At 41.2% G+C, this 17,615-nt stretch carries 23 protein-coding genes; 2 read left to right on the top strand and 21 right to left on the bottom strand.

The window, feature by feature from the left end; translation table 11 throughout:
- Positions 1 to 121: 121 nt before the first annotated feature.
- From traB to AC4IFT_RS20130, 8 genes are all read right to left on the bottom strand, one after another.
- Positions 122 to 1,498 carry an F-type conjugal transfer pilus assembly protein TraB gene (traB, locus tag AC4IFT_RS20095; RefSeq protein ID WP_094962778.1) on the bottom strand — a complete coding sequence of 459 codons (1,377 nt, stop codon included), beginning with the start codon at positions 1,496 to 1,498 and terminating at the stop codon, positions 122 to 124.
- Positions 1,491 to 2,261, bottom strand: coding sequence for a type-F conjugative transfer system secretin TraK (gene traK, locus AC4IFT_RS20100; RefSeq protein WP_490752495.1), 771 nt, complete (start codon positions 2,259 to 2,261; stop codon positions 1,491 to 1,493). Before traK ends, traB begins: the two co-directional genes overlap by 8 nt.
- The gene (gene traE, locus AC4IFT_RS20105) at positions 2,242 to 2,814 is read right to left on the bottom strand and encodes a type IV conjugative transfer system protein TraE (RefSeq protein ID WP_222961259.1); all 573 of its coding nucleotides are present in this window, start codon (positions 2,812 to 2,814) and stop codon (positions 2,242 to 2,244) included. Before traE ends, traK begins: the two co-directional genes overlap by 20 nt.
- A gap of 12 nt (positions 2,815 to 2,826) precedes the next feature.
- A complete protein-coding gene (traL, locus tag AC4IFT_RS20110; protein WP_094962781.1) occupies positions 2,827 to 3,132 on the bottom strand; it encodes a type IV conjugative transfer system protein TraL in 306 nt (101 codons plus the stop codon).
- A gap of 32 nt (positions 3,133 to 3,164) precedes the next feature.
- The gene (locus AC4IFT_RS20115) at positions 3,165 to 3,539 is read right to left on the bottom strand and encodes a type IV conjugative transfer system pilin TraA (RefSeq protein ID WP_490752497.1); all 375 of its coding nucleotides are present in this window, start codon (positions 3,537 to 3,539) and stop codon (positions 3,165 to 3,167) included.
- Between the two features lie 232 nt (positions 3,540 to 3,771).
- Entirely contained in the window at positions 3,772 to 3,960 is a 189-nt protein-coding gene (locus AC4IFT_RS20120; protein ID WP_490752499.1) for a TraY domain-containing protein, read from the bottom strand.
- Between the two features lie 170 nt (positions 3,961 to 4,130).
- Complete coding sequence (locus AC4IFT_RS20125) at positions 4,131 to 4,868, bottom strand: helix-turn-helix transcriptional regulator (RefSeq protein WP_490752501.1); 738 nt, start codon at positions 4,866 to 4,868, stop codon at positions 4,131 to 4,133.
- A 418-nt stretch (positions 4,869 to 5,286) separates the two neighbouring features.
- Entirely contained in the window at positions 5,287 to 5,682 is a 396-nt protein-coding gene (locus AC4IFT_RS20130; RefSeq protein ID WP_490752503.1) for a relaxosome protein TraM, read from the bottom strand.
- 458 nt (positions 5,683 to 6,140) lie between these two features.
- Between AC4IFT_RS20130 and AC4IFT_RS20135 the strand changes: the two genes are divergently transcribed.
- A complete protein-coding gene (locus AC4IFT_RS20135; protein WP_490752505.1) occupies positions 6,141 to 6,587 on the top strand; it encodes a transglycosylase SLT domain-containing protein in 447 nt (148 codons plus the stop codon).
- Between the two features lie 107 nt (positions 6,588 to 6,694).
- On the opposite strand, the gene AC4IFT_RS20140 is transcribed toward AC4IFT_RS20135, so the two are convergent.
- The 10 genes from AC4IFT_RS20140 to AC4IFT_RS20185 form a co-directional block, all read right to left on the bottom strand.
- Positions 6,695 to 7,561, bottom strand: coding sequence for an LPD29 domain-containing protein (locus tag AC4IFT_RS20140; protein ID WP_490752507.1), 867 nt, complete (start codon positions 7,559 to 7,561; stop codon positions 6,695 to 6,697).
- 76 nt (positions 7,562 to 7,637) lie between these two features.
- A complete protein-coding gene (locus AC4IFT_RS20145; RefSeq protein WP_490752509.1) occupies positions 7,638 to 8,117 on the bottom strand; it encodes an antirestriction protein in 480 nt (159 codons plus the stop codon).
- Between the two features lie 463 nt (positions 8,118 to 8,580).
- A complete protein-coding gene (locus AC4IFT_RS20150; RefSeq protein WP_490752510.1) occupies positions 8,581 to 9,390 on the bottom strand; it encodes an N-6 DNA methylase in 810 nt (269 codons plus the stop codon).
- A gap of 43 nt (positions 9,391 to 9,433) precedes the next feature.
- Entirely contained in the window at positions 9,434 to 9,676 is a 243-nt protein-coding gene (locus AC4IFT_RS20155) for a hypothetical protein (RefSeq protein WP_094962789.1), read from the bottom strand.
- A gap of 90 nt (positions 9,677 to 9,766) precedes the next feature.
- Positions 9,767 to 10,105, bottom strand: a complete 339-nt coding sequence (locus tag AC4IFT_RS20160) for a hypothetical protein (protein ID WP_110592849.1) — start codon at positions 10,103 to 10,105, stop codon at positions 9,767 to 9,769.
- Between the two features lie 96 nt (positions 10,106 to 10,201).
- Positions 10,202 to 10,501 carry a hypothetical protein gene (locus tag AC4IFT_RS20165; RefSeq protein ID WP_490752512.1) on the bottom strand — a complete coding sequence of 100 codons (300 nt, stop codon included), beginning with the start codon at positions 10,499 to 10,501 and terminating at the stop codon, positions 10,202 to 10,204.
- A gap of 952 nt (positions 10,502 to 11,453) precedes the next feature.
- Complete coding sequence (locus tag AC4IFT_RS20170) at positions 11,454 to 11,720, bottom strand: hypothetical protein (protein WP_490752514.1); 267 nt, start codon at positions 11,718 to 11,720, stop codon at positions 11,454 to 11,456.
- 13 nt (positions 11,721 to 11,733) lie between these two features.
- Positions 11,734 to 12,456 carry a plasmid SOS inhibition protein A gene (locus tag AC4IFT_RS20175; protein ID WP_490752516.1) on the bottom strand — a complete coding sequence of 241 codons (723 nt, stop codon included), beginning with the start codon at positions 12,454 to 12,456 and terminating at the stop codon, positions 11,734 to 11,736.
- A 43-nt stretch (positions 12,457 to 12,499) separates the two neighbouring features.
- Entirely contained in the window at positions 12,500 to 14,509 is a 2,010-nt protein-coding gene (locus AC4IFT_RS20180) for a ParB/RepB/Spo0J family partition protein (RefSeq protein WP_490752518.1), read from the bottom strand.
- Positions 14,510 to 14,572: 63 nt separating this feature from the next.
- Positions 14,573 to 14,863 carry a hypothetical protein gene (locus AC4IFT_RS20185; protein WP_490752520.1) on the bottom strand — a complete coding sequence of 97 codons (291 nt, stop codon included), beginning with the start codon at positions 14,861 to 14,863 and terminating at the stop codon, positions 14,573 to 14,575.
- A 351-nt stretch (positions 14,864 to 15,214) separates the two neighbouring features.
- On the opposite strand from AC4IFT_RS20185, the gene AC4IFT_RS20190 reads away from it, so the two are divergent.
- Positions 15,215 to 15,400: a hypothetical protein gene (locus AC4IFT_RS20190; RefSeq protein ID WP_490752522.1), complete on the top strand. Its 186-nt coding sequence runs from the start codon at positions 15,215 to 15,217 to the stop codon at positions 15,398 to 15,400.
- A 136-nt stretch (positions 15,401 to 15,536) separates the two neighbouring features.
- Here the strand turns inward: AC4IFT_RS20190 and AC4IFT_RS20195 are convergent, their stop codons facing one another.
- The 3 genes from AC4IFT_RS20195 to AC4IFT_RS20205 all read right to left on the bottom strand — a co-directional run bounded on the left by AC4IFT_RS20195 (position 15,537) and on the right by AC4IFT_RS20205 (position 17,499).
- Positions 15,537 to 16,286 (bottom strand): DinB/UmuC family translesion DNA polymerase, encoded by a 750-nt coding sequence (locus AC4IFT_RS20195; RefSeq protein ID WP_490752524.1) that lies wholly within the window; start codon positions 16,284 to 16,286, stop codon positions 15,537 to 15,539.
- Positions 16,287 to 16,514: 228 nt separating this feature from the next.
- A complete protein-coding gene (locus tag AC4IFT_RS20200; protein ID WP_490752526.1) occupies positions 16,515 to 16,736 on the bottom strand; it encodes a plasmid partition protein ParG in 222 nt (73 codons plus the stop codon).
- Positions 16,737 to 16,878: 142 nt separating this feature from the next.
- Positions 16,879 to 17,499, bottom strand: a complete 621-nt coding sequence (locus tag AC4IFT_RS20205) for an AAA family ATPase (RefSeq protein WP_490752528.1) — start codon at positions 17,497 to 17,499, stop codon at positions 16,879 to 16,881.
- Positions 17,500 to 17,615 lie beyond the last annotated feature (116 nt).

The following is a 17,615-nucleotide window of genomic DNA, read 5'->3' on the forward strand; positions in this document are numbered from 1 at the left end:
GATGAGCCCCATAAGAAGGACCGCTTTTAATCGCGTTTTAGTGTTGTTTTTTGTGGGTAGAGTTAACATAACTGCACCTTAAGATTGCCCTGGTGTTGGCGATAAGGAGGCGTGAAAGACGTTATTGTTGTGTTGGGTATTGCGGGTAATTTGTGGATGGCACCGCATCCCCGAGTGAAATTTCTTGTAACGCTTGTTTCGTCACCGTAATGCCTTGATTAAGCGTTTGCTGAACAGGTTCGGCCACGGCATCCTTACTTTTCTTTTTGCGCATCTGTTCAATAAATTCCAATTGGAAGCCTTCTTGGAAAACGACAGTGATTTCAATTCCAGCACCAATCGGGATCACCGGATGATATTGCTCAGCACGTTTAATGAAGTATTCCGACAACATTTTTCCGGATTGTTGAACACCGCCACCGACTCCGCCTCGCATCACATCTGCCATCGTGGTCGTGCTACTAGCACCGATACCAACGGTTTCACTCCCCACTTTGGAAAAACCTGAGCCGACCGCTTCGATAAACCCGCCGCCAAAGGCATAACCGACTAACTCACCATTTCGAATGACCGGTTCTCCCTTAATCCCATTTTTCCCCATAAAGGAAACATGACCTTTAAAGGGCATATCAATCGTATGGCCAAACAGTTTACAAGACAGACGATCTGTACGAACGAGTCCGCGTTCACTGGAAATATCGCCATACACCCCCGCCGTCACCGCACACCCACTTAAGTCATACTCTTCATTGTTCGGCATAATCAGTTTACCCGTTAAGCGAAACTGCATAGGTGATGGATTACTGTTCCCCGTGACAGAAGCATTGGCATCCGCGCCCTCAATCACCATCGCTTTAGCAAAACTCCCTGACGGGATATAAGGTAAAGCGGGTAAGCTGTTATCCACCTTATCCTCTTCATACTCGATGGTCATCGAATGTAAGCCTTGCTTTAGTACTGGGTTCACATTGATTTGAGGTTGCCCAACGGGATATTGCCCGCCTTGATAAAATGCCGTTGGCGGCGGGATAATCGGCTGACTGGCTTGACCATTCGGTGTTGGGATGGTGCCAACAGGCAGCGTTTGAGGTTGAAGTTGAGGTAAGGTATTGTCGCCATGGATCAACCCATTACTCACCTCATTCAGCTGGTCTTGCAACGTCGTTAAGTCTTTATCTTGTTGCTCAATTTTGTCGCGATACGCTTTATTTTCCTGCTCTAAACGTTCGATTCGGGCGTTCACGCTTTTCATTTGCTTGTCCACTTGTGATGCGGTGGATTGCAAATCCGCCATGGCGGCTTGCCCGACTTTACGGTCAAAGGTGGAAGAGACAACCCCCGTCATGTTCGGAACAGGCTTTTGTACCGTTTGTTTGGTTTTGGGTTTTGAGGGTTTGCTGAACCACCATGCAACCCCACCAATGGCACTGGCCCCTAACGCCACCATTAAAAAAACCACGAGTTGTTTACGACGCGTTTTCACATTTAAATTAGCCATGCGTCACCTCATTACTCACCGTTAACCACACGGTTGCGGTCGCACCCGGTAACACCTGTTCGCTATACGGCGAAATCAATACTGCCCTTACCCCCTGCGCATTAAACAATCGCTCAGTGATCGGTTTAGCGTTGGCCGTGGTATTACGCACCGCCAGTTTGTATACCCGAACTTCACCGCCATTCCACATTTCATCCGCAGACACCACATACCCCGACGGTAATGACAAGGTTGGCGTAACGGTGACAGGTGCTTTAGCAAAACCTTGCGGGATTTCGCCGTTGAGTAATGCTTTATGCAGTCCAATCAGCATTTGGGGATAAGGCAGAGAACGCTCCCATTGTTTGGCTGCTGGACGTTTCGCAGGGACTGACGACACCAACTGCAACACGCGACCATCCCGTTTTTGCGGAACCGCCACTACTGACACGGTCAAACCGCCTGCGGTACGGACATAAAAGGTAAACGGTTTGGTTTGCGTGGTCATCAACACTACGCCACCACTGAGCTGACCCGTTGCCCCTTTTTGGTTGCCATTGATAAACATGCCTTGTGCACTATCAATCGCGACAATCCGGTCGCCTGGCACCACCAACATATTTGGCTCACTGTTACTAAAGGCCACACGCACTTGCGAATCAGGCGAGACAGGAATTTGTACAGGTAAAGTTGCAGCGGGCTCCGCTAAACTGAAGGCAGAAAAGAGGCCCAAACTCAGGGCCAATAACGCCAGTTGACTTAACTTACTTTTTCTTCTTTTCATCGACTTGTACCTCAAAGCCCCCTATTGTCGTGAGCCCATTTGCGTACTTCAGAGTTAATCGTAATGTCACCCGTTCAGGTAACGATTTCCGGTTGCCAATCCACGTTTGAATATCACCGTGAATATCGACAATGCCAGAATTGGGATACACATCCATTCCGGACAAATAAAAGGCACTGGTGACATTGTTTTCAATGATTTGTTTCGCTTCTTCAGCCAAAATCTCTTGCATCTGGGGTCGCTGACCATTATCAAAAAATCGTAATAACGCTTTGTGATTAGCTTTAACCGATTCTGGTGATACGTTGTAACGTAAGAAAATCAACGACTGTGCGGTTTGTTCGAGGTAGTTGGCATCCGCATGCGAACGACTTAGGGTAAACGGGGTTTCAAAGAACTGCGGGATATAGGTCATTTCACGGCTATCAATTAAAGTGGCAATATTCGACCACGCCAGAATATTCCCTGTAATGCTTCCTCCTAATAAGCAAACTAATATAATGAAAATGAGTGATGTGAATTTGTGGGCAGATTTGGCTGCGCTCAGTTTCACCGTGACCTCCTGTTATTTTAACCAGAGCCTGAACGCGGAGTCGGGAAGTCGTTTGTACATTCCCTGAAAACAGAAGGAAGGCAAATACCAGTAACACGCATTAATCAGCCAATCTGTTCCCCTCCCTTTTTTGAAATACCTCAGTGCAAACCAGAGCAAAGCGCCAACGACAACCCCTGCAATATATTGCTTGTCCATGACTCCCCAGCATAATGGGAGAGCAATGGCACAGGTTTCATCGAGCGGTAAGCCGATTGGACGGCTTTGCTCCGTCAGCGTCTGAGGAAAGATGAATCGCTTAGCGCGCTCTTCTTCCATTACGCTGTTCCTTCAATACCAAATTAAGTATCTTATGGTGTCACGCCTGGTGCACGGGCACGGATAATGGCAAAGATAATACCGGTGATCACAAAGAACACAGGGATTAACACGAATGTCGCTGGGTTGTGATTACGTAAATACATTAAGAAGACCAGCACCACTTCCGCTAACATGAAGTAATAAATCAGGGTTGAATCTTCCCCGAAGCTCGCTTCCGCATCTTCACGACCTGCGGCCATTAAGTCATCCGCCGCCATTGCCCCTTTAGAGACTAAAAAGGCCATCATCGGTAAACCGATTAAACGGAATAAAGTTTTTCCCAGTTTAAAGTTCACCGCGTCAATAACACGTTTAAATAATCCTTTCTTACGGGCTGGCGTATTTTCGATAGTCAGTTGTGACATAGCTATTTCCTTGTTAATAGATGTTTCATTATTTTCAAAATAAACCCTTAAAGAGTATTAGATAGTAACTGAGCTTTTAGCTCGCTTTATTCCTTCATTAAACACAAAGAAATAAAGCGTGATAAAAACGAGGTAAATTGAATGCGCTACCGCCCCAGCCCGACAAATCCATTTTTTAATGGCAAAGTCTTCCCGCTGTCTTTTTATTTAACAGTTTATAAATTCAAAATAATTATTGAGAAACTAAATCCCAGTAACTTTCATTAATAAGTTCAATATTTTTTAGACTATGAATCACTCTTATTTTTAATTCTTCTTTTTTACTTCTTCCTGACTTTTTTGCTGCTGCGACAAGTAACTCTATTGACTTGTCGCTTATAACAATTGTTATACGTTTATGATTAAGATTTTCATTTAGCATAATAGTCTTCCAATTAACTAGAGTTAGACAATACAACAAAAATCAATACATCAGGGAGACAAGTGTCTCCAAATTAAGGGGGCAATTGTGACTATCATCACAAAAAAACACCCCAATCAGAATCAAACACTATTAATTTGGAAAAAATAAACCATAAAACCACAACATATCTAAAATAAAATTTTTTTATCTTGATTTTGATGTGCGTTGATTATATCAATGGTTTTTTTGTTAATAGAAGACAACCAGTTATATTTATACGATATAGCCATAAGATTTTTTTTATTAGATATACCAGTCCTGTCATAAAAACTGTATATATGCATCTCTATGATTTTTTTAGTCATATTTAAATAATTGCCTATCCACCGAATCGATTTTCCAAGAATAAAAAACCAAATAACCATCCATTCCTCTTCGCTGCATGCTAAATTAATTGGACTAACATTACTAAATTCATTAATAGGAAAATTTAAATCTTCATTTTCTATCTCACCAAGATTTAAAGTTCTCAGCAAATCTTCTCTAGAATTCAGATTGCTAAATAGTGACCATTTAGAAACCAAATATTGGTTTTTATTAAAATCTTTAATTACTGTATCAATGATAAATAATTTTTTTTCATGCTCAGAGATGGAATAAGCAAATGAAAAATTTTTTGGTGCTCTATTTTTAATAATTGATTCATCCAAGTTATGAATTAATTCTAATTTTTTATAGTTATCATATGACTTAAATTTTTTTACGATAGGAAGATTAAGGAGTGAAAAAAATGATTGATCACAATATTCATAAGAGTTTTCTGTATTTTTAATATACAAAAGGCTGGAATCTAGACGATTCGGCAGGTTCATAGAAAAAAGATCTTGAGATCTTAAGCCATAAGAAATAGCATTAGTATTAGGCATGTAACCACCCTCTAAAGTGTCGGTTATGTGTTTAGCTCAATAAGGGAGGTGCAAACTCCTTTATTGAGCGATTCTAAATTTTCATTTATAATATCTAAAGCAAATATACCTATATTTACATATTAAATCAATAATTATATTAACCTATTTATATGAAATAATTAAATTTTTAAACATTCAATTTAAACGCACTTAATTCTCATTTAAAACTATTTACTGTAACCCATCCTTTCGATTAAATCAGCTTAACTAGTTCACTTTCAATACTCCTCATCATTTAAAAAACCTCTCAACTTTCAAATATTACAATTTTCACCATATCTTGATTTTATCATATTCTCACCTTTAGAATATACAGTGATTAGTAATCAAAAGTCATAAAAGACGAAGATTGTAAAAAATATTTTAGTGAAAAAAATCACTTATCATTAATATCAAAAAATTGTTCAATCAGCTTTTCAGTTTCCTTTTTCATTTCTGCAATTCCTTCTCTAAAATCATAACGGCTATCTTCTTTTATTTCGTTAATATTAAATAGCATCTGAAAAATCATTTGAATACATTGACGCGTTTTTGCTGAATCTTCTAACATTTGTTTTTTATAGAGATCTTCCCATGTCATTCCGTCATCATCTTTTTCATCTGCCTTCTTTTTTAAATTCATCGTGACACGAACCCCAATATCCAGCATTTCTGAACAGACGCTTGACATATTTGCATCAGCATGGCTTGCACCATCCGCTCGCCGCTCATCAACGATTATTCTAATTGCATCATAAACTTTTTGTGACATATATACGTTTTGTCTTGCCATTTATTCAACCTATTTATTTTAGTGCTAATTAAGTGCCTATTGAATTAGATAGTATCATATTCATAGTGCTTTAGAAGTGCTAATCTTAAATTTTTTAAGCACTATATTAGTGCTAACATCTAGGCACTAATGAAGCACTGTAATTCGCAAATTATTGTTTTAACTTGATTAGCCACAAGATAGCCACAATACAGCACTAACTTAGCCACATTTCAGCACTCATTTAGCACTTAACACAAAGATTTTTAATATTTTCACTCATTAATTTTTAATTAACACCATGATTTAATGATAAATTCTTGCAAAATGAAATTTTGCGTGGGGTGTGATGTCTTTCTTTCAGAGGAGCGTATTTATTGCTCCTCGTTTCTTTTGGCTCGCATTAAAATAGTGCTTTATTTTTTAATTAAAATGGGCGATTCTGAGTTAAGCGTATTTATTATTTTATGGGGTTTACTATGCGAATGATCTGTATTCTCATTACGTTAATTTTCTCACCTTTTTCATTTTCGTTTAATTGCTATGATAAAGCAGGAAAAGATTATCAAATTGACCCTGATTTATTACGCGCGGTTGCCTTTCGTGAAAATTCATTCCAACCGAATGCAATTAATCAAGCATCGCCCACACGATACGCGATTGGATTAATGCAAATTCATTCGCAAAACTTTAATGAATTAGCGCAGTATGGCATTACCGAAAATCATTTAAGGTTAGATCCGTGCATGAATATTTATACAGGCGCGTTTTATCTCGCAAAGTTTATTCGCATACAAGGAGATATCTGGAAAGGCGTAGGGGCTTATAATGCAGGATTGAAAAAATCCGAGGCTCAAGAACAAAAAAGAAATCAATATGCGCTTGAGGTCTATCACATTTATCTTAACATTAAAAAAAATAACTAAACTTACTCCTTTTACTTTCTATTTTAAACGCTATAATCACGTTTAATATTAAGTAATGCATGTGGCTTAGTATTAAAACGAGAAACGCGCCTTTAGGCGCGCTTTCTTTAATAACTGGTTTTTCTTAATACTCGACCAATTTCTCCACCTATCCCATCATTCCCAATAATTTGTTCTCGTCCTATTTTGTATAATATTCCTTGATGATAATTTTCAACCGTCATTAGCGCGGTATCAAACTCATATGACTCGCCATATTTTTCAATCAATGATTTGATAGCCAATGCGATTATTTCATCACTGTAATCCCGATGTGTAAAAACATAATCAGCACCACCATAAACTACATTAAAAGGTGATGTCTCACTATAATGATAATCGGTATAACTATCAAAACGCGATGTTTCATATTTATTGATTATAGATTCGACTTCCTCCACTGTTGGACCATCTGACCATGAAACATGGTAAGTACTGTAGTATTGTTTACGAACTGAAAATTTTGTTTTTGGAAAATGTTTTTTTAACTCAGCACGGATATTTTTACCGACTATTTTGACTTTCTTATCTGAATTAGAGGTTATCTGTGTTAAGTGCGAATATTCTTTGTTGCTTTTTTGGAATTCGACACCTTGTTTAAATTCATTTATCTTTCGTTCTTCTTCGGCTTTCTCGGCTTGTTCATGTGCCTCAGCTTTTTCAATTAATAATTTAATGGTTTCTTTATCAACCGTTTCATTTTCAATTTTCCATTGTACGCCGTGTAAAATACTTTCCGGTAAACGATTTGATTTATTTCCATTAAAGAATACGATATCAAATTCCGCATTGCCCCCTGTGACCATAACATTATACATATTCTTGATACTTTGTGGTTTTTGCTCACCATAAATATTAACAATAACCCCCTTGCCGAGATGATATGAATTAGTGTAAACCACTTGACCAACTGATAATAATGTTTGCTGTTCCATATTCATTTACCTTTTTCTGATTTATTGATTGATGATGTTCAATGAAGCGCAAGCCTGAGACTTGCGCGGGATAGTGTTAATCAATGGCGTTTAATATTTTGGTTTGTGATTCAGGGGATAATGTGAAAATAAAATCCCGTAATTGATGAAAATAAGCAGAAATACGCTCACAATCTTCGTGATGCTCTTTTTCATAGGTCACAAATGAAAAATGACTTAACATCATTAAGGTGACAATAATCCCCGCTTCTTGAGCACTTACATCGTCCATAAATCCATTCGGTGAAGTGAGCATATAGCCTTTTGTCGGTTGCAGATAAAAACCGCCATTCGACAATGTATAAAAATCCCAATAGCCGCCGTTATAGGCTACGGCGTTCCGAGTCATCCAGTTATAGATTGCATTTTCAAAGGCAATACAGTACCGCCCTAATTTTGAAGGTAAAAATTTTAAACGAGCTTGAGCATTCTTCACCTCAATAGCGGTGATGACGGTTTCGTCTTTTACATTTCTTTCGTTAGATTCTCTCGCTGCAAGGTTTTGTTGTTGAGTCATTTTAGTGCCTCCTTTGGGTTAATGATTTCTTTCGTCGAGTTCCTGCGCTGCAAAGGGCGTGCATAGACGAAATGAGGAAGGAAGCAAGGGCGGAGGCAAAATTGTTGGAAAGCGCAGCGGCAAGAATTTTGGTGGAGTGCACTTTACCCTTGCTGGATGAGGAGTTGAGTCTATGTTTAAGCCCAAGCGGAGGGGCTTGGCGAAAGATTAACAACACAGTGGCTGAAAATGACACAACCCGACTTGCGGCGAGAGAATCGAACCGCAAGGCGTCCTTTGAGCTTAACAACGTTAAGCGGTTTATCAGGGGCAGCTCCCACAGGGAGCTTGCATCCCTGCCCTTTGCGCCACGCGTCAGCGTAAAAAGGCGCAGGGTTGGCGTTGTCGGATTGAGCCTGGCTCGATGCCAGGATTAAGCCGATGCGCAAAAAAAGGGGAACAAATCCCCTTGAAATAACGTGAATTAGGCTGTTAAAAAGGATTTAAAGCGAAATGAATTTAACATTAACATCGGGGTATACAGCGTTTGACGAACGTCCAGCGTTAAACTGTTGCCAATATTCACAATGGCAGGTATCCCCAATAATGCCAGTTGGACGTAGCACATTCGGGCGGCAACCTCATCAATATCGGTACACACTGCGATCATGTGCATTTGCGGATTAAAACCTTGTTGTAACACAGAATTGGCACAAGCAATGACCATTCCGCCCGCCCCGCACGTTGGCTCGGACACACTGATATAGCCATTTTGTTCAATTATCGCCCCACAATCCCCGATTATGAGATCACTCATGAGCTGGCTAACGTGAAATGGCGTGAAAAATTGTCCCCACGCCCCTTCGCCTAACTCAAGGGACATAAACACCGCCCCTAAAAAATCGGTGGCTTGCTGGTCTAAGGCGTTAACACAAAGGGCTAATAGTTTCGCGAACGCATCCAAATCAGCGCTTTCATAACGCGCAATCACGTTAAAATAGGTTTGTTCCAATTCAGGGCACTGTTTTACACTGTTTTCTAATGAAATCGCGGCAACATGAATAAAATCCCGAAATACATCTAAGCGACTGTGATAACGTGCGGTTTGATTAAATAATTGAATAAACTCGGTGTGAAAATCACGCTTTGACTTGGTGCGAGCCATTGTTAGGGTTGCTTTTTCGACTGTTTTGTCTGTCTTTGTGTCTATCTTACTGGGTGAGCCTGAGATGATAGGACTGGGTGTTTTCACAGGGTGGCTTAAATCTACATCAAAAAAACTCAATTGTGACATATCGACGCTCCAAAACTGCCCCTAAAAGGGGCAGTGAGTTAACTTAAATCCACGATTTACGCAGTTCCAAACAGCGCAAGAGTTGCCCCAAACAATGGTTATTCATTGCAGGGATGCGAACGGGCTGTTTGCGTTTAAGTTGTTTGTCGATATGTCGCGCCATTGCCCGATAGGTAGGCTCAATATCACTAATCGCGATATCGTGACGCATGACCCGACGTTTTGACGCGACGGGCATTTGGGGCTTTACAGGGTTGGCAGCGTATGCCATGATTGTTGAGTTCATAGGAGCTACTCCTTTGAGTGAGTTGATGCCGAGAGTTCCTGTGCGAAAGTCTCTCTCGGCTCGGATTAAGCAGGCGAAAGCCTGCTTTTTTCATTGTTGCGCCAGTAATCCAGCACAACGCACACGCGAAATAATTTGCGCGTGAGATAACGTTGATACATCCCTAAACGTGAAATAGCGCCCGTCCACTTTGACGAAAATGTCAGTCACGTTGCCTAAAAACATCTCTTGCAATTTAAAGGACTCCGTATTGTTATTGCCTTGCCAATCCAACGGGGGCATAACGGATAATGCATCCATAAATTGCATTAAGGTGATTTCTGTCGGGGCAGTTTTAGCCGCTTGTTCACGCCCTATCCAATACATCAATTCCGCGCTTTGGGTTTCTTGGTAACTGTCTGTTTCGTACTGCTCTAATGCGTGATACATATAAAAACTCCTTATTGATGGTTAATGGATAGAATCTCGTAGCGATAATTCCTACTCACTCTGATTAGTCAGTAGGAATTGTTCTTATTAGAATAATTAGATTTCTCCACAGCCAGCGGGACAACAATCTATGGCAATGCCGTGTGAGCAAATTCCCAAGTCAAAATCATTTTCAATTTCTTCTGTTGTATCAAACGGCTGATAACCCAGTTTTTTTGCAATTAGGATGGCTTTTTTATGGTGTCTGTTTGGTAAAGCGTTTATTGCTCTATCTACCAATTGGTTAAATCGTTCCTGAAATAAAACATCACTTAATCCGCATCCTTTAGACGCTTCTTTGTGGGCTTGTTCGCATTTTGCTACCCAACTGTCTTTATTGAAATTTTTGAGCTTCATATTTTTTCCTTTAAAATTATCTTTCTGAAGATTCAGGAGCGGCGGTTTTGACGTTCTCCGAAGGCATCCTGGTTTACCTGCGAGTTTTAAATCATCTCTCTGTGAGTTCTTTCGCGGCAAGGGCGTGCATAGCTGAGACGAGGAAGGAAGCAAGGGCGGAAGCAAAATTGTTGGAAAGCGCAGCGACAAGAATTTTGCTGGAGTGCACTTTACGCTTGCTGTATGACGAGTTGAGGCTATGTTTAAGCCCGAGCGGAAGTACTTACAGAGAGATAAAAACCTGTAGATAAGGATGAATTCGGCCGACACGCAACGCGTGGCGTCCTTAACGGCCGTGCGAAGCACGAAATGCCGTGCAGTTAGGTTTCGCTTGCTATCCGAAGGACAGAGACGCTTGCGGCTCTGCGGAAACCCATTAGTAAAACGAATGGCGTTGGAGTGTAGGCGACAGCTCGATAACGTCGAGCTGCCGTAGGAACCCATTAGGGGTTATTGTATTTTTTTGATAAATGAAGTTTGATTTAAACTTTTGCTAAAAATCTTCATCTCATTGTTTTTACAACTAAAAACAACGATATGTAATCGCGACCTCAGTAAAATCTCATTTTTTTTTAATAAAACCCACGGCTCTCAAACGCAAAGACTAGCGGATTATCCCCGTTTTTAGAAAGATAAAGGGCTGTTCGGGTTTACCCGAACAGCCCTTTATTGCTTTCGTTCTTCAACGGTTCATAACGGTCGATGACACTCCCCACAATAGACGGTTTTTAGGGAGGTTAATCGCACACCACCCAACGGTGTACTGTTATCCGTCATCTCCCCATTAAAGGCATCATTGCCCCGACTCGAAGTGATATGCAGCAGATAAAAAGGAGCCATTGTAATAACAATGAACACATTGTGTGTGTTTGCTTTTTAATTGCATCATCAACTCACTAATTGGCTCTCAACCTTAAAATAGCACAAGACTGGTTGCCAAAAACGCGCCTTTAACGTCCTGACTCGAGGGGGAATAATAGGTGGCATAGCCTTCTCTAGGCACCGCCTTGTAATAACCCACGTTGATATCTTCACAGGCTAACCACGTTTCACGGTCACTCTGTGAAATTTCATTAGCCGCAATCGCTGAGTTAATGACCGTTTCTTTTGTGTGCTCGCCTCGCATCATTAGCACCAAACTGTCTTCAGTTTCGAGTAAAACCACATTCCATTCATTCATCGTCAACGCCCTTTTAACCGATTAATTTATTGGGAATGGCATAATTATCCAGTAATTGCTCACCGTATGATCGGGTATCGATATCGTCATTGAAATCCAAGAGAGCCGACCACAACGGGGCAAAATCAAGGTATTTTCGTAAGTTTAAATTGTTAAATCGCGTCGTCCAGTTTACAAGCAATTCAATCAAATCATACTCTTCAATCCCATCATGATTAAACCGGTTGTACCACGATTTAAATTCACTGGGGGTAATAAAGGCTAACTCAATTTCAGCTTGAGCTAATCGATTTTGATACTGTTGCTGCGCTTTAATTTGGGCTTTTTGTCGGGCACGGCTCACAACTTGGACTTGAGACTGAATTTTTCGCCCCTGCCGTTCACGGTCGCGGTAATCCAGCTCAGGAAAAAAATCGCGCACATGATGATCACACAACGGCAACGGACAAATATAACCACGGGACTGAATAAACGTATCAAGGGCGGCAAGATAGCGATTTTTTGACGGCATTTCACGTTTATCATCAAAAGATAACACCAACGTAAAGTGCAAATCTTTAGCGGTTATTGCCCCTTTATTGCCCGTAAAAAAGCGAATTAACGCACACGCATACGGATAGCGTTTTTGGTATTGCCCTTTTTGCATTTTATCTTCGACAAAAAGGATGGCTTTAGCAGCGGCATATTGACGGTCATTAAAAGGCACAAGGGATAAATGGTTAGGAATGGTTGTCATGATGTTCCACACTGCCCTTTTCAGGGCAGTGTCTCCATGTTGATTATTCAGCGTTATCGATATCGGTGTTATGGGTGACATTACGTAGACATTCAGGCAACCACCTCCCAGGCTTCAACATATCTTCGGCTAATTGAGCGGCATCCCCCTTTTTCATCCCTGAGACATCAAAACCTTTCCCTGTAAATCCATCACTGTTTAAACACGCCCTGATTTGCTCTTTACTGATACGCCCAAAGAAATTCGCTTTGGTTGGCTGCCACCACTGGCGGAAATCGAAGGCAATCGCCTGTTCAATTGGACGCAAGGCTTTAGCTAACGTGTTATCATGCGGAGCCTGATGGTTCACTTCATTTAGGGTTTGTGCGGAACAAAACGCCAGTAATGCGACTAAATCCGCTTGCTCCCATGACAACAACCATGAGAAATCCGCTTGCCATGCGTCGGGGAGACGGGCAGACCATGACTCAAATTGCGTATTTAATAATTGCAATGCTTCACTGTCTTGGGCGGTCGGGGCATTTTTGAGTAACTCCTCTTGAGAGCGTGAAAAATTAATGTTAAACGCGGTTTTGGCATACGGAGAGCCAAACACCTGAATACACGCATCGTGAACTAAAATCGCCAGTGCCACATTCGGGTGCTGAGTTAATGCGGCTTGTACTGCTAATGTGCGCTCGGAAGAGAGACTTTTATACAATGCTGCACTGTAGGTAGAAACCGTCTCAACTTGAGTCGTTGATTGCCCACTCAGATTTTCAGTGGTACTTTCCTCTTCGCTGTTCTGCGTTTCCTGCTGCTCTAGGTCAATCACACCACGAACCACACACGGCTCACCGTCACGGTCGAGGTAGACCACTATCCCTTTTGTTGCCTTTTCATCCTCCAACCAAGCTAAAATCGCACAACGGTCATCACTGTCTTCCACCAAACTTTCGTACTGAGATGTACAGTCTTCCAATTGCTCTTCTAACTGACGTTGTTTCTCACTATCCGTTTCTTGGTCAGCAAGTTGTTCTAATGACTCAACTTGTGCATTAAGTTCATCAATTTGCGTTTGCCATGTCGGTTTGAAATCCTTGTTACGACTGCTGCTTAATGTGAATTTATGGCTTTCATCCCCGTAGAAATTAGGGCGTTCTAGGCGTGCTAAGCTCCATTGCCAACCCTCAAAATCGGCTAACAGCTCCGCACAGACAGTGAGTTTATCGAGTGCCAATTTTTCTAATAGTGGGGCGTTTTCAATAAATCCGGCTTCGGTAAAGAGATCAATTTCAAGAGTTCCTCCTGCTTGCTCGTAGGTATCCAACCCCACAAACTTCACCAGTCGATTATTTTCGACGGGGGTTTTGGTTTCTTCAATCGCTTCACGTAAGTAACGTGGCTCTTTTTTCCAACCCATTGCATTGTTCCATACCATGACTTGGCGGTCATGGTCAGGCGTTCCGGCTAACGCTTGCAGCTGGTCTAAGGTGATATTATCCGCATCTAATTCGGCTAACAGCTCGGGCGCCATATTGGCCAAACGCAGACATTTTTTCACGTGGTGAGTGCTAAACCCTAATAAGTCACCGATTTCAGACGCATTTTTCCCTGTTTTTTGTAGCTCGATAAACGCATGAAGTTGGTCGGCTGGATGCATGGCTTCACGTTGGCTGTTTTCCGTCAGGGAAATAATCAGCGCATCGGACTCTGAAACCACTTTGACAGGCACAGGGAAACTCGACGCTAAATGTCCTTTTGCAACCAATTGCTGTAACGCCAGTAAACGACGTTGACCCGCAGCAACCCCGTAGACGTCATTGTCCATCGGGTAAACCACCAAGTTTTGTAACACCCCGACCGCTTGAATACTGTCTGCCAGTTCTGACAAGGCTTTTTCATCGATTGGGCGTTTACGCACATTGAGTTCACTTTGTACCAATACCGATAACGGCAATACATGTGCTTCCATGCTGTCTAACGCCTGATAAATCGCGTCGGCCTGTGCGGATTTTGTGCCTTTTTTCGCTTTACGTTGTTTTGGGTTAATGATAGTTTCTAATGTAGACATAATTGATACCTCTATTGTTTTAATGTGTCTTTGCTAAGGGAGGCTCATGAACTCCCTTAACACCTAAGATGCCTGAATGAGTTCAGGACGCAGATAGAACATGTTGTTTAAATTGTCACTAAAGCCAATCGGATAGCCGTCTTTCATAAAAATACTGTTGGAATCGAATGCATCACTGTGCAGCGTGATTTCTTCGTCGTATAACTCCGGTGAAACACCCCCCTCGAATAACGCCAATAACCGTGTTAACGGCGCAATGTAATGCAATAAATCCGCTTTTTGGTCATGCGTCAGTGGGGTTTTAACCCTTCTTTCGTTAGATTCTGGAGCTGCAAGGTTTTGATGTGATGACATTTTTGAATCCTCCTCGGTGTTAATGATTTCTTTCGTTGAGTTCCTCCGCTGCAAAAGCCGTACATAGCCGAGACGAGGAAGGAAGCAAGGGCGGAAACAAAATTGTTGGAAAGCGCAGCGACAAGAATTTTGGTGGAGTGCACTTTACGCTTGCTGTATGACGAGATGAGGCTATGTTTTAGGCCAAGCGGAGGGACTCGATGAAAGATTAATCACACAGGTGATGAAGATGACAGCACCCGACTTGCAGCGAGAGAAGCGAACGGCAAGTCGCCATTAACGCTTAGCAACGCTAAGCAGTGAATCAGGGGCGGTCCCTCAGGGAGCTGCACCCCTGCCCTTTGCGCCACGTTGAAAACGTACAAAGGCGCAGCGGTTGACCTTTCAAGCCAGTTGTCCCCATTTTCCACATTTGGCGAACCAGTGAACGAGCCCCAAAAAGGCGCGAGAACGAAAGTGTACGGGGAACCTGCGCCAACTGTGTGTAAATGGGGTCAATCCGGCGTTCGGCTTAAGCCTGGCTCAATGCCAGTATGAAGCCGTTGCCCCATAACTCAAAAAAGGCGTATCCACAAAAACAGTGGATAACTTGAAATAGCCCTGTTAGTAACAGGGATAATAGTTTGATTAATGAATGAATATCAAAAGTGCTTAAAAAAACATCAACTGGTGATTAGCATTTGACGATAGGAATGTCCGAAAATTGCGTTGTCCAACGCGGCGAAAGAAATTGCTGTTTCATTTTCCATAAGGCAGATTGCGATTGTATTCCCTGGCCTGCAAACCAGATAGCGCCTTTTCCATGATTTATTTGGTCAATCGTCCGCATTAATTCGCCACTTTTGCGAAATACCTGACCATTCTCAAACAAATTCAATTGCACTTCCCCTGAAGGAGAAAATTCACTGAGCAATATGCCACTTTTACTGTATTTCACATTGGGGAGCCAAAGTCGCTCAAACAAAGAAACAGCCGCCTGAATAATCTCGCGCGTATCTTGTGTGGGATAAACGAGCACTTGGGTTTCTTGTCGATAATAGTGCGGTTCATGATGAGAAAAATGGCTACTCTGTACCCACAATGTGACTAACCGACAATACTGTTTTTCTTCACGCAGTTTTTCTGCTGCACGTTCAGCAAACGCACACACCGATTGGCGAACTAACTCGTAGCCCATGACTTTATGGCCAAACGAACGAGAGCAAATAATTTGTTGCTTGGCGGGTGCGATTTCTTCCAACTGAAGACACGATTCTCCGTTCAACTCTCGTACCGTTCGTTCTAAAACGACGGAATACAGTTTACGTGCCTGGGACGTTGGCAGCCGACTTAAATCCAGGGCAGTTTCAATCCCATTTTGATTTAAGCGTTTTGCCAGTTTACGGCCAATCCCCCAAACGTCTCCGACTGGCACTAATCCCATGAGTTTTTTTGACGGCTGGGCGCACTTAAATCGACAACTCCGCCTGTTTTTTTCCTGTTGTACCCCAATGCCCTCGATTCCAACTTGAATTATCTTAAATTTTTTGAGTACTAACGGATGTTATAATTCTCACAATGAACTCTGTAAATATTGTATTTATCATTAACATCTAATTTTAAGGCTAATAAATTTTGCTAATACAGCATAGCCTAACTTATAAAATCTAATTTACTCATTTTCACGTAACCAATCATCGACAAACTGGCTGATTATATCTTTAATAGTTGTATTCTGTTTAGCACAAGCAGCTTTAAAGCGAGTCTGAACATCTTCATCCAAATCAACATTAATTCTCTTTGTTTTACCTTTATTTGTGAGAATACTATCTAAATCACGATGTTCACCAAACTTCATTTTATTAATATTGCTTTCTACTTTTTTCAGAGCCATTTTCTATCCCCTTGAATTATTTTACTATTATAAATATAAATGCAAAATATATGTTTATGTGTTTATGTGTTTATGTGTTTATGTGTTTATGTGTTTATGTGTTTATGTGTTTATGTGTTTATGTGTTTGTGTGTTTGTGTGTTTACCCAAGGATATTAATAATCTCTTTTGTTAATACCTCAATTTCACCTTTAGAAGCACTATCGCTTGATTCAAAAACACTATCACCTTGTAAGATAGATTTTATATATACCTGCCGCTGAGATATTGCTGTTTTTAATGTTTGAATTCCTAGCTCTTTTAGATTTTCCTTCAAAACATTAAGCATGGTGGCTTGATCAATTTTTCTGGTAATAAGAAATCGTGACTCCACCTTTCGATTATAAGATTGAGCTTCAAGAACTGCGGTTACACTTCCAGCCGCTGAAAAATCTAGCGGGCTTGGTGTCACAGGAATAATAACTAAATCACTGACCATAACAGCCGCTGAAGTTATAACGGATAAAGAACCTGCGCCATCCACAATCACATAATCAAAATCACTTAGATCTTTACGAATACTATATACATCCTTTTCTGACGATGCGGTATAGACATCAAAACAACAGCTCCCATCCTTACTCCAATTTGTTAAGCTCATTTGCGGATCTGTATCAACAACAGCTAAATTAAATCCAGTTCTTTTCATTGCGGTAGCAATATTGATAACAGCAGTAGTTTTACCTGAGCCACCTTTAGGGTTTAAAAAAGAAACTATTTTCATATCTACCTCAGTTAAATAAGCACAAAAGCATCATCCATCATGTGTTTATGTGTTTATGTGTTTATGTGTTTATGTGTTTATGTGTTTATGTGTTTATGTGTTTATGTGTTTATGTG

The sequence above is a fragment of the Providencia sp. UF-183 genome (genome assembly GCF_058246155.1).

What these genes read in the sequence shown, in the direction of transcription:
- AC4IFT_RS20200 (WP_490752526.1), bottom strand. Translation starts at nt 16,736, where the DNA reads ATGGCTCTGAAAAAAGTAGAAAGCAATATTAATAAAATGAAGTTTGGT.
- traK (WP_490752495.1), bottom strand. Translation starts at nt 2,261, where the DNA reads ATGAAAAGAAGAAAAAGTAAGTTAAGTCAACTGGCGTTATTGGCCCTG.
- AC4IFT_RS20125 (WP_490752501.1), bottom strand. Translation starts at nt 4,868, where the DNA reads ATGCCTAATACTAATGCTATTTCTTATGGCTTAAGATCTCAAGATCTT.
- AC4IFT_RS20160 (WP_110592849.1), bottom strand. Translation starts at nt 10,105, where the DNA reads ATGTATCACGCATTAGAGCAGTACGAAACAGACAGTTACCAAGAAACC.
- AC4IFT_RS20135 (WP_490752505.1), top strand. Translation starts at nt 6,141, where the DNA reads ATGCGAATGATCTGTATTCTCATTACGTTAATTTTCTCACCTTTTTCA.
- traL (WP_094962781.1), bottom strand. Translation starts at nt 3,132, where the DNA reads ATGGAAGAAGAGCGCGCTAAGCGATTCATCTTTCCTCAGACGCTGACG.
- traB (WP_094962778.1), bottom strand. Translation starts at nt 1,498, where the DNA reads ATGGCTAATTTAAATGTGAAAACGCGTCGTAAACAACTCGTGGTTTTT.
- AC4IFT_RS20165 (WP_490752512.1), bottom strand. Translation starts at nt 10,501, where the DNA reads ATGAAGCTCAAAAATTTCAATAAAGACAGTTGGGTAGCAAAATGCGAA.
- AC4IFT_RS20115 (WP_490752497.1), bottom strand. Translation starts at nt 3,539, where the DNA reads ATGTCACAACTGACTATCGAAAATACGCCAGCCCGTAAGAAAGGATTA.
- AC4IFT_RS20185 (WP_490752520.1), bottom strand. Translation starts at nt 14,863, where the DNA reads ATGTCATCACATCAAAACCTTGCAGCTCCAGAATCTAACGAAAGAAGG.
- AC4IFT_RS20205 (WP_490752528.1), bottom strand. Translation starts at nt 17,499, where the DNA reads ATGAAAATAGTTTCTTTTTTAAACCCTAAAGGTGGCTCAGGTAAAACT.
- AC4IFT_RS20145 (WP_490752509.1), bottom strand. Translation starts at nt 8,117, where the DNA reads ATGACTCAACAACAAAACCTTGCAGCGAGAGAATCTAACGAAAGAAAT.
- AC4IFT_RS20195 (WP_490752524.1), bottom strand. Translation starts at nt 16,286, where the DNA reads ATGGGATTAGTGCCAGTCGGAGACGTTTGGGGGATTGGCCGTAAACTG.
- AC4IFT_RS20180 (WP_490752518.1), bottom strand. Translation starts at nt 14,509, where the DNA reads ATGTCTACATTAGAAACTATCATTAACCCAAAACAACGTAAAGCGAAA.
- AC4IFT_RS20175 (WP_490752516.1), bottom strand. Translation starts at nt 12,456, where the DNA reads ATGACAACCATTCCTAACCATTTATCCCTTGTGCCTTTTAATGACCGT.
- AC4IFT_RS20150 (WP_490752510.1), bottom strand. Translation starts at nt 9,390, where the DNA reads ATGTCACAATTGAGTTTTTTTGATGTAGATTTAAGCCACCCTGTGAAA.
- AC4IFT_RS20130 (WP_490752503.1), bottom strand. Translation starts at nt 5,682, where the DNA reads ATGGCAAGACAAAACGTATATATGTCACAAAAAGTTTATGATGCAATT.
- AC4IFT_RS20170 (WP_490752514.1), bottom strand. Translation starts at nt 11,720, where the DNA reads ATGAATGAATGGAATGTGGTTTTACTCGAAACTGAAGACAGTTTGGTG.
- AC4IFT_RS20120 (WP_490752499.1), bottom strand. Translation starts at nt 3,960, where the DNA reads ATGCTAAATGAAAATCTTAATCATAAACGTATAACAATTGTTATAAGC.
- AC4IFT_RS20155 (WP_094962789.1), bottom strand. Translation starts at nt 9,676, where the DNA reads ATGAACTCAACAATCATGGCATACGCTGCCAACCCTGTAAAGCCCCAA.
- AC4IFT_RS20140 (WP_490752507.1), bottom strand. Translation starts at nt 7,561, where the DNA reads ATGGAACAGCAAACATTATTATCAGTTGGTCAAGTGGTTTACACTAAT.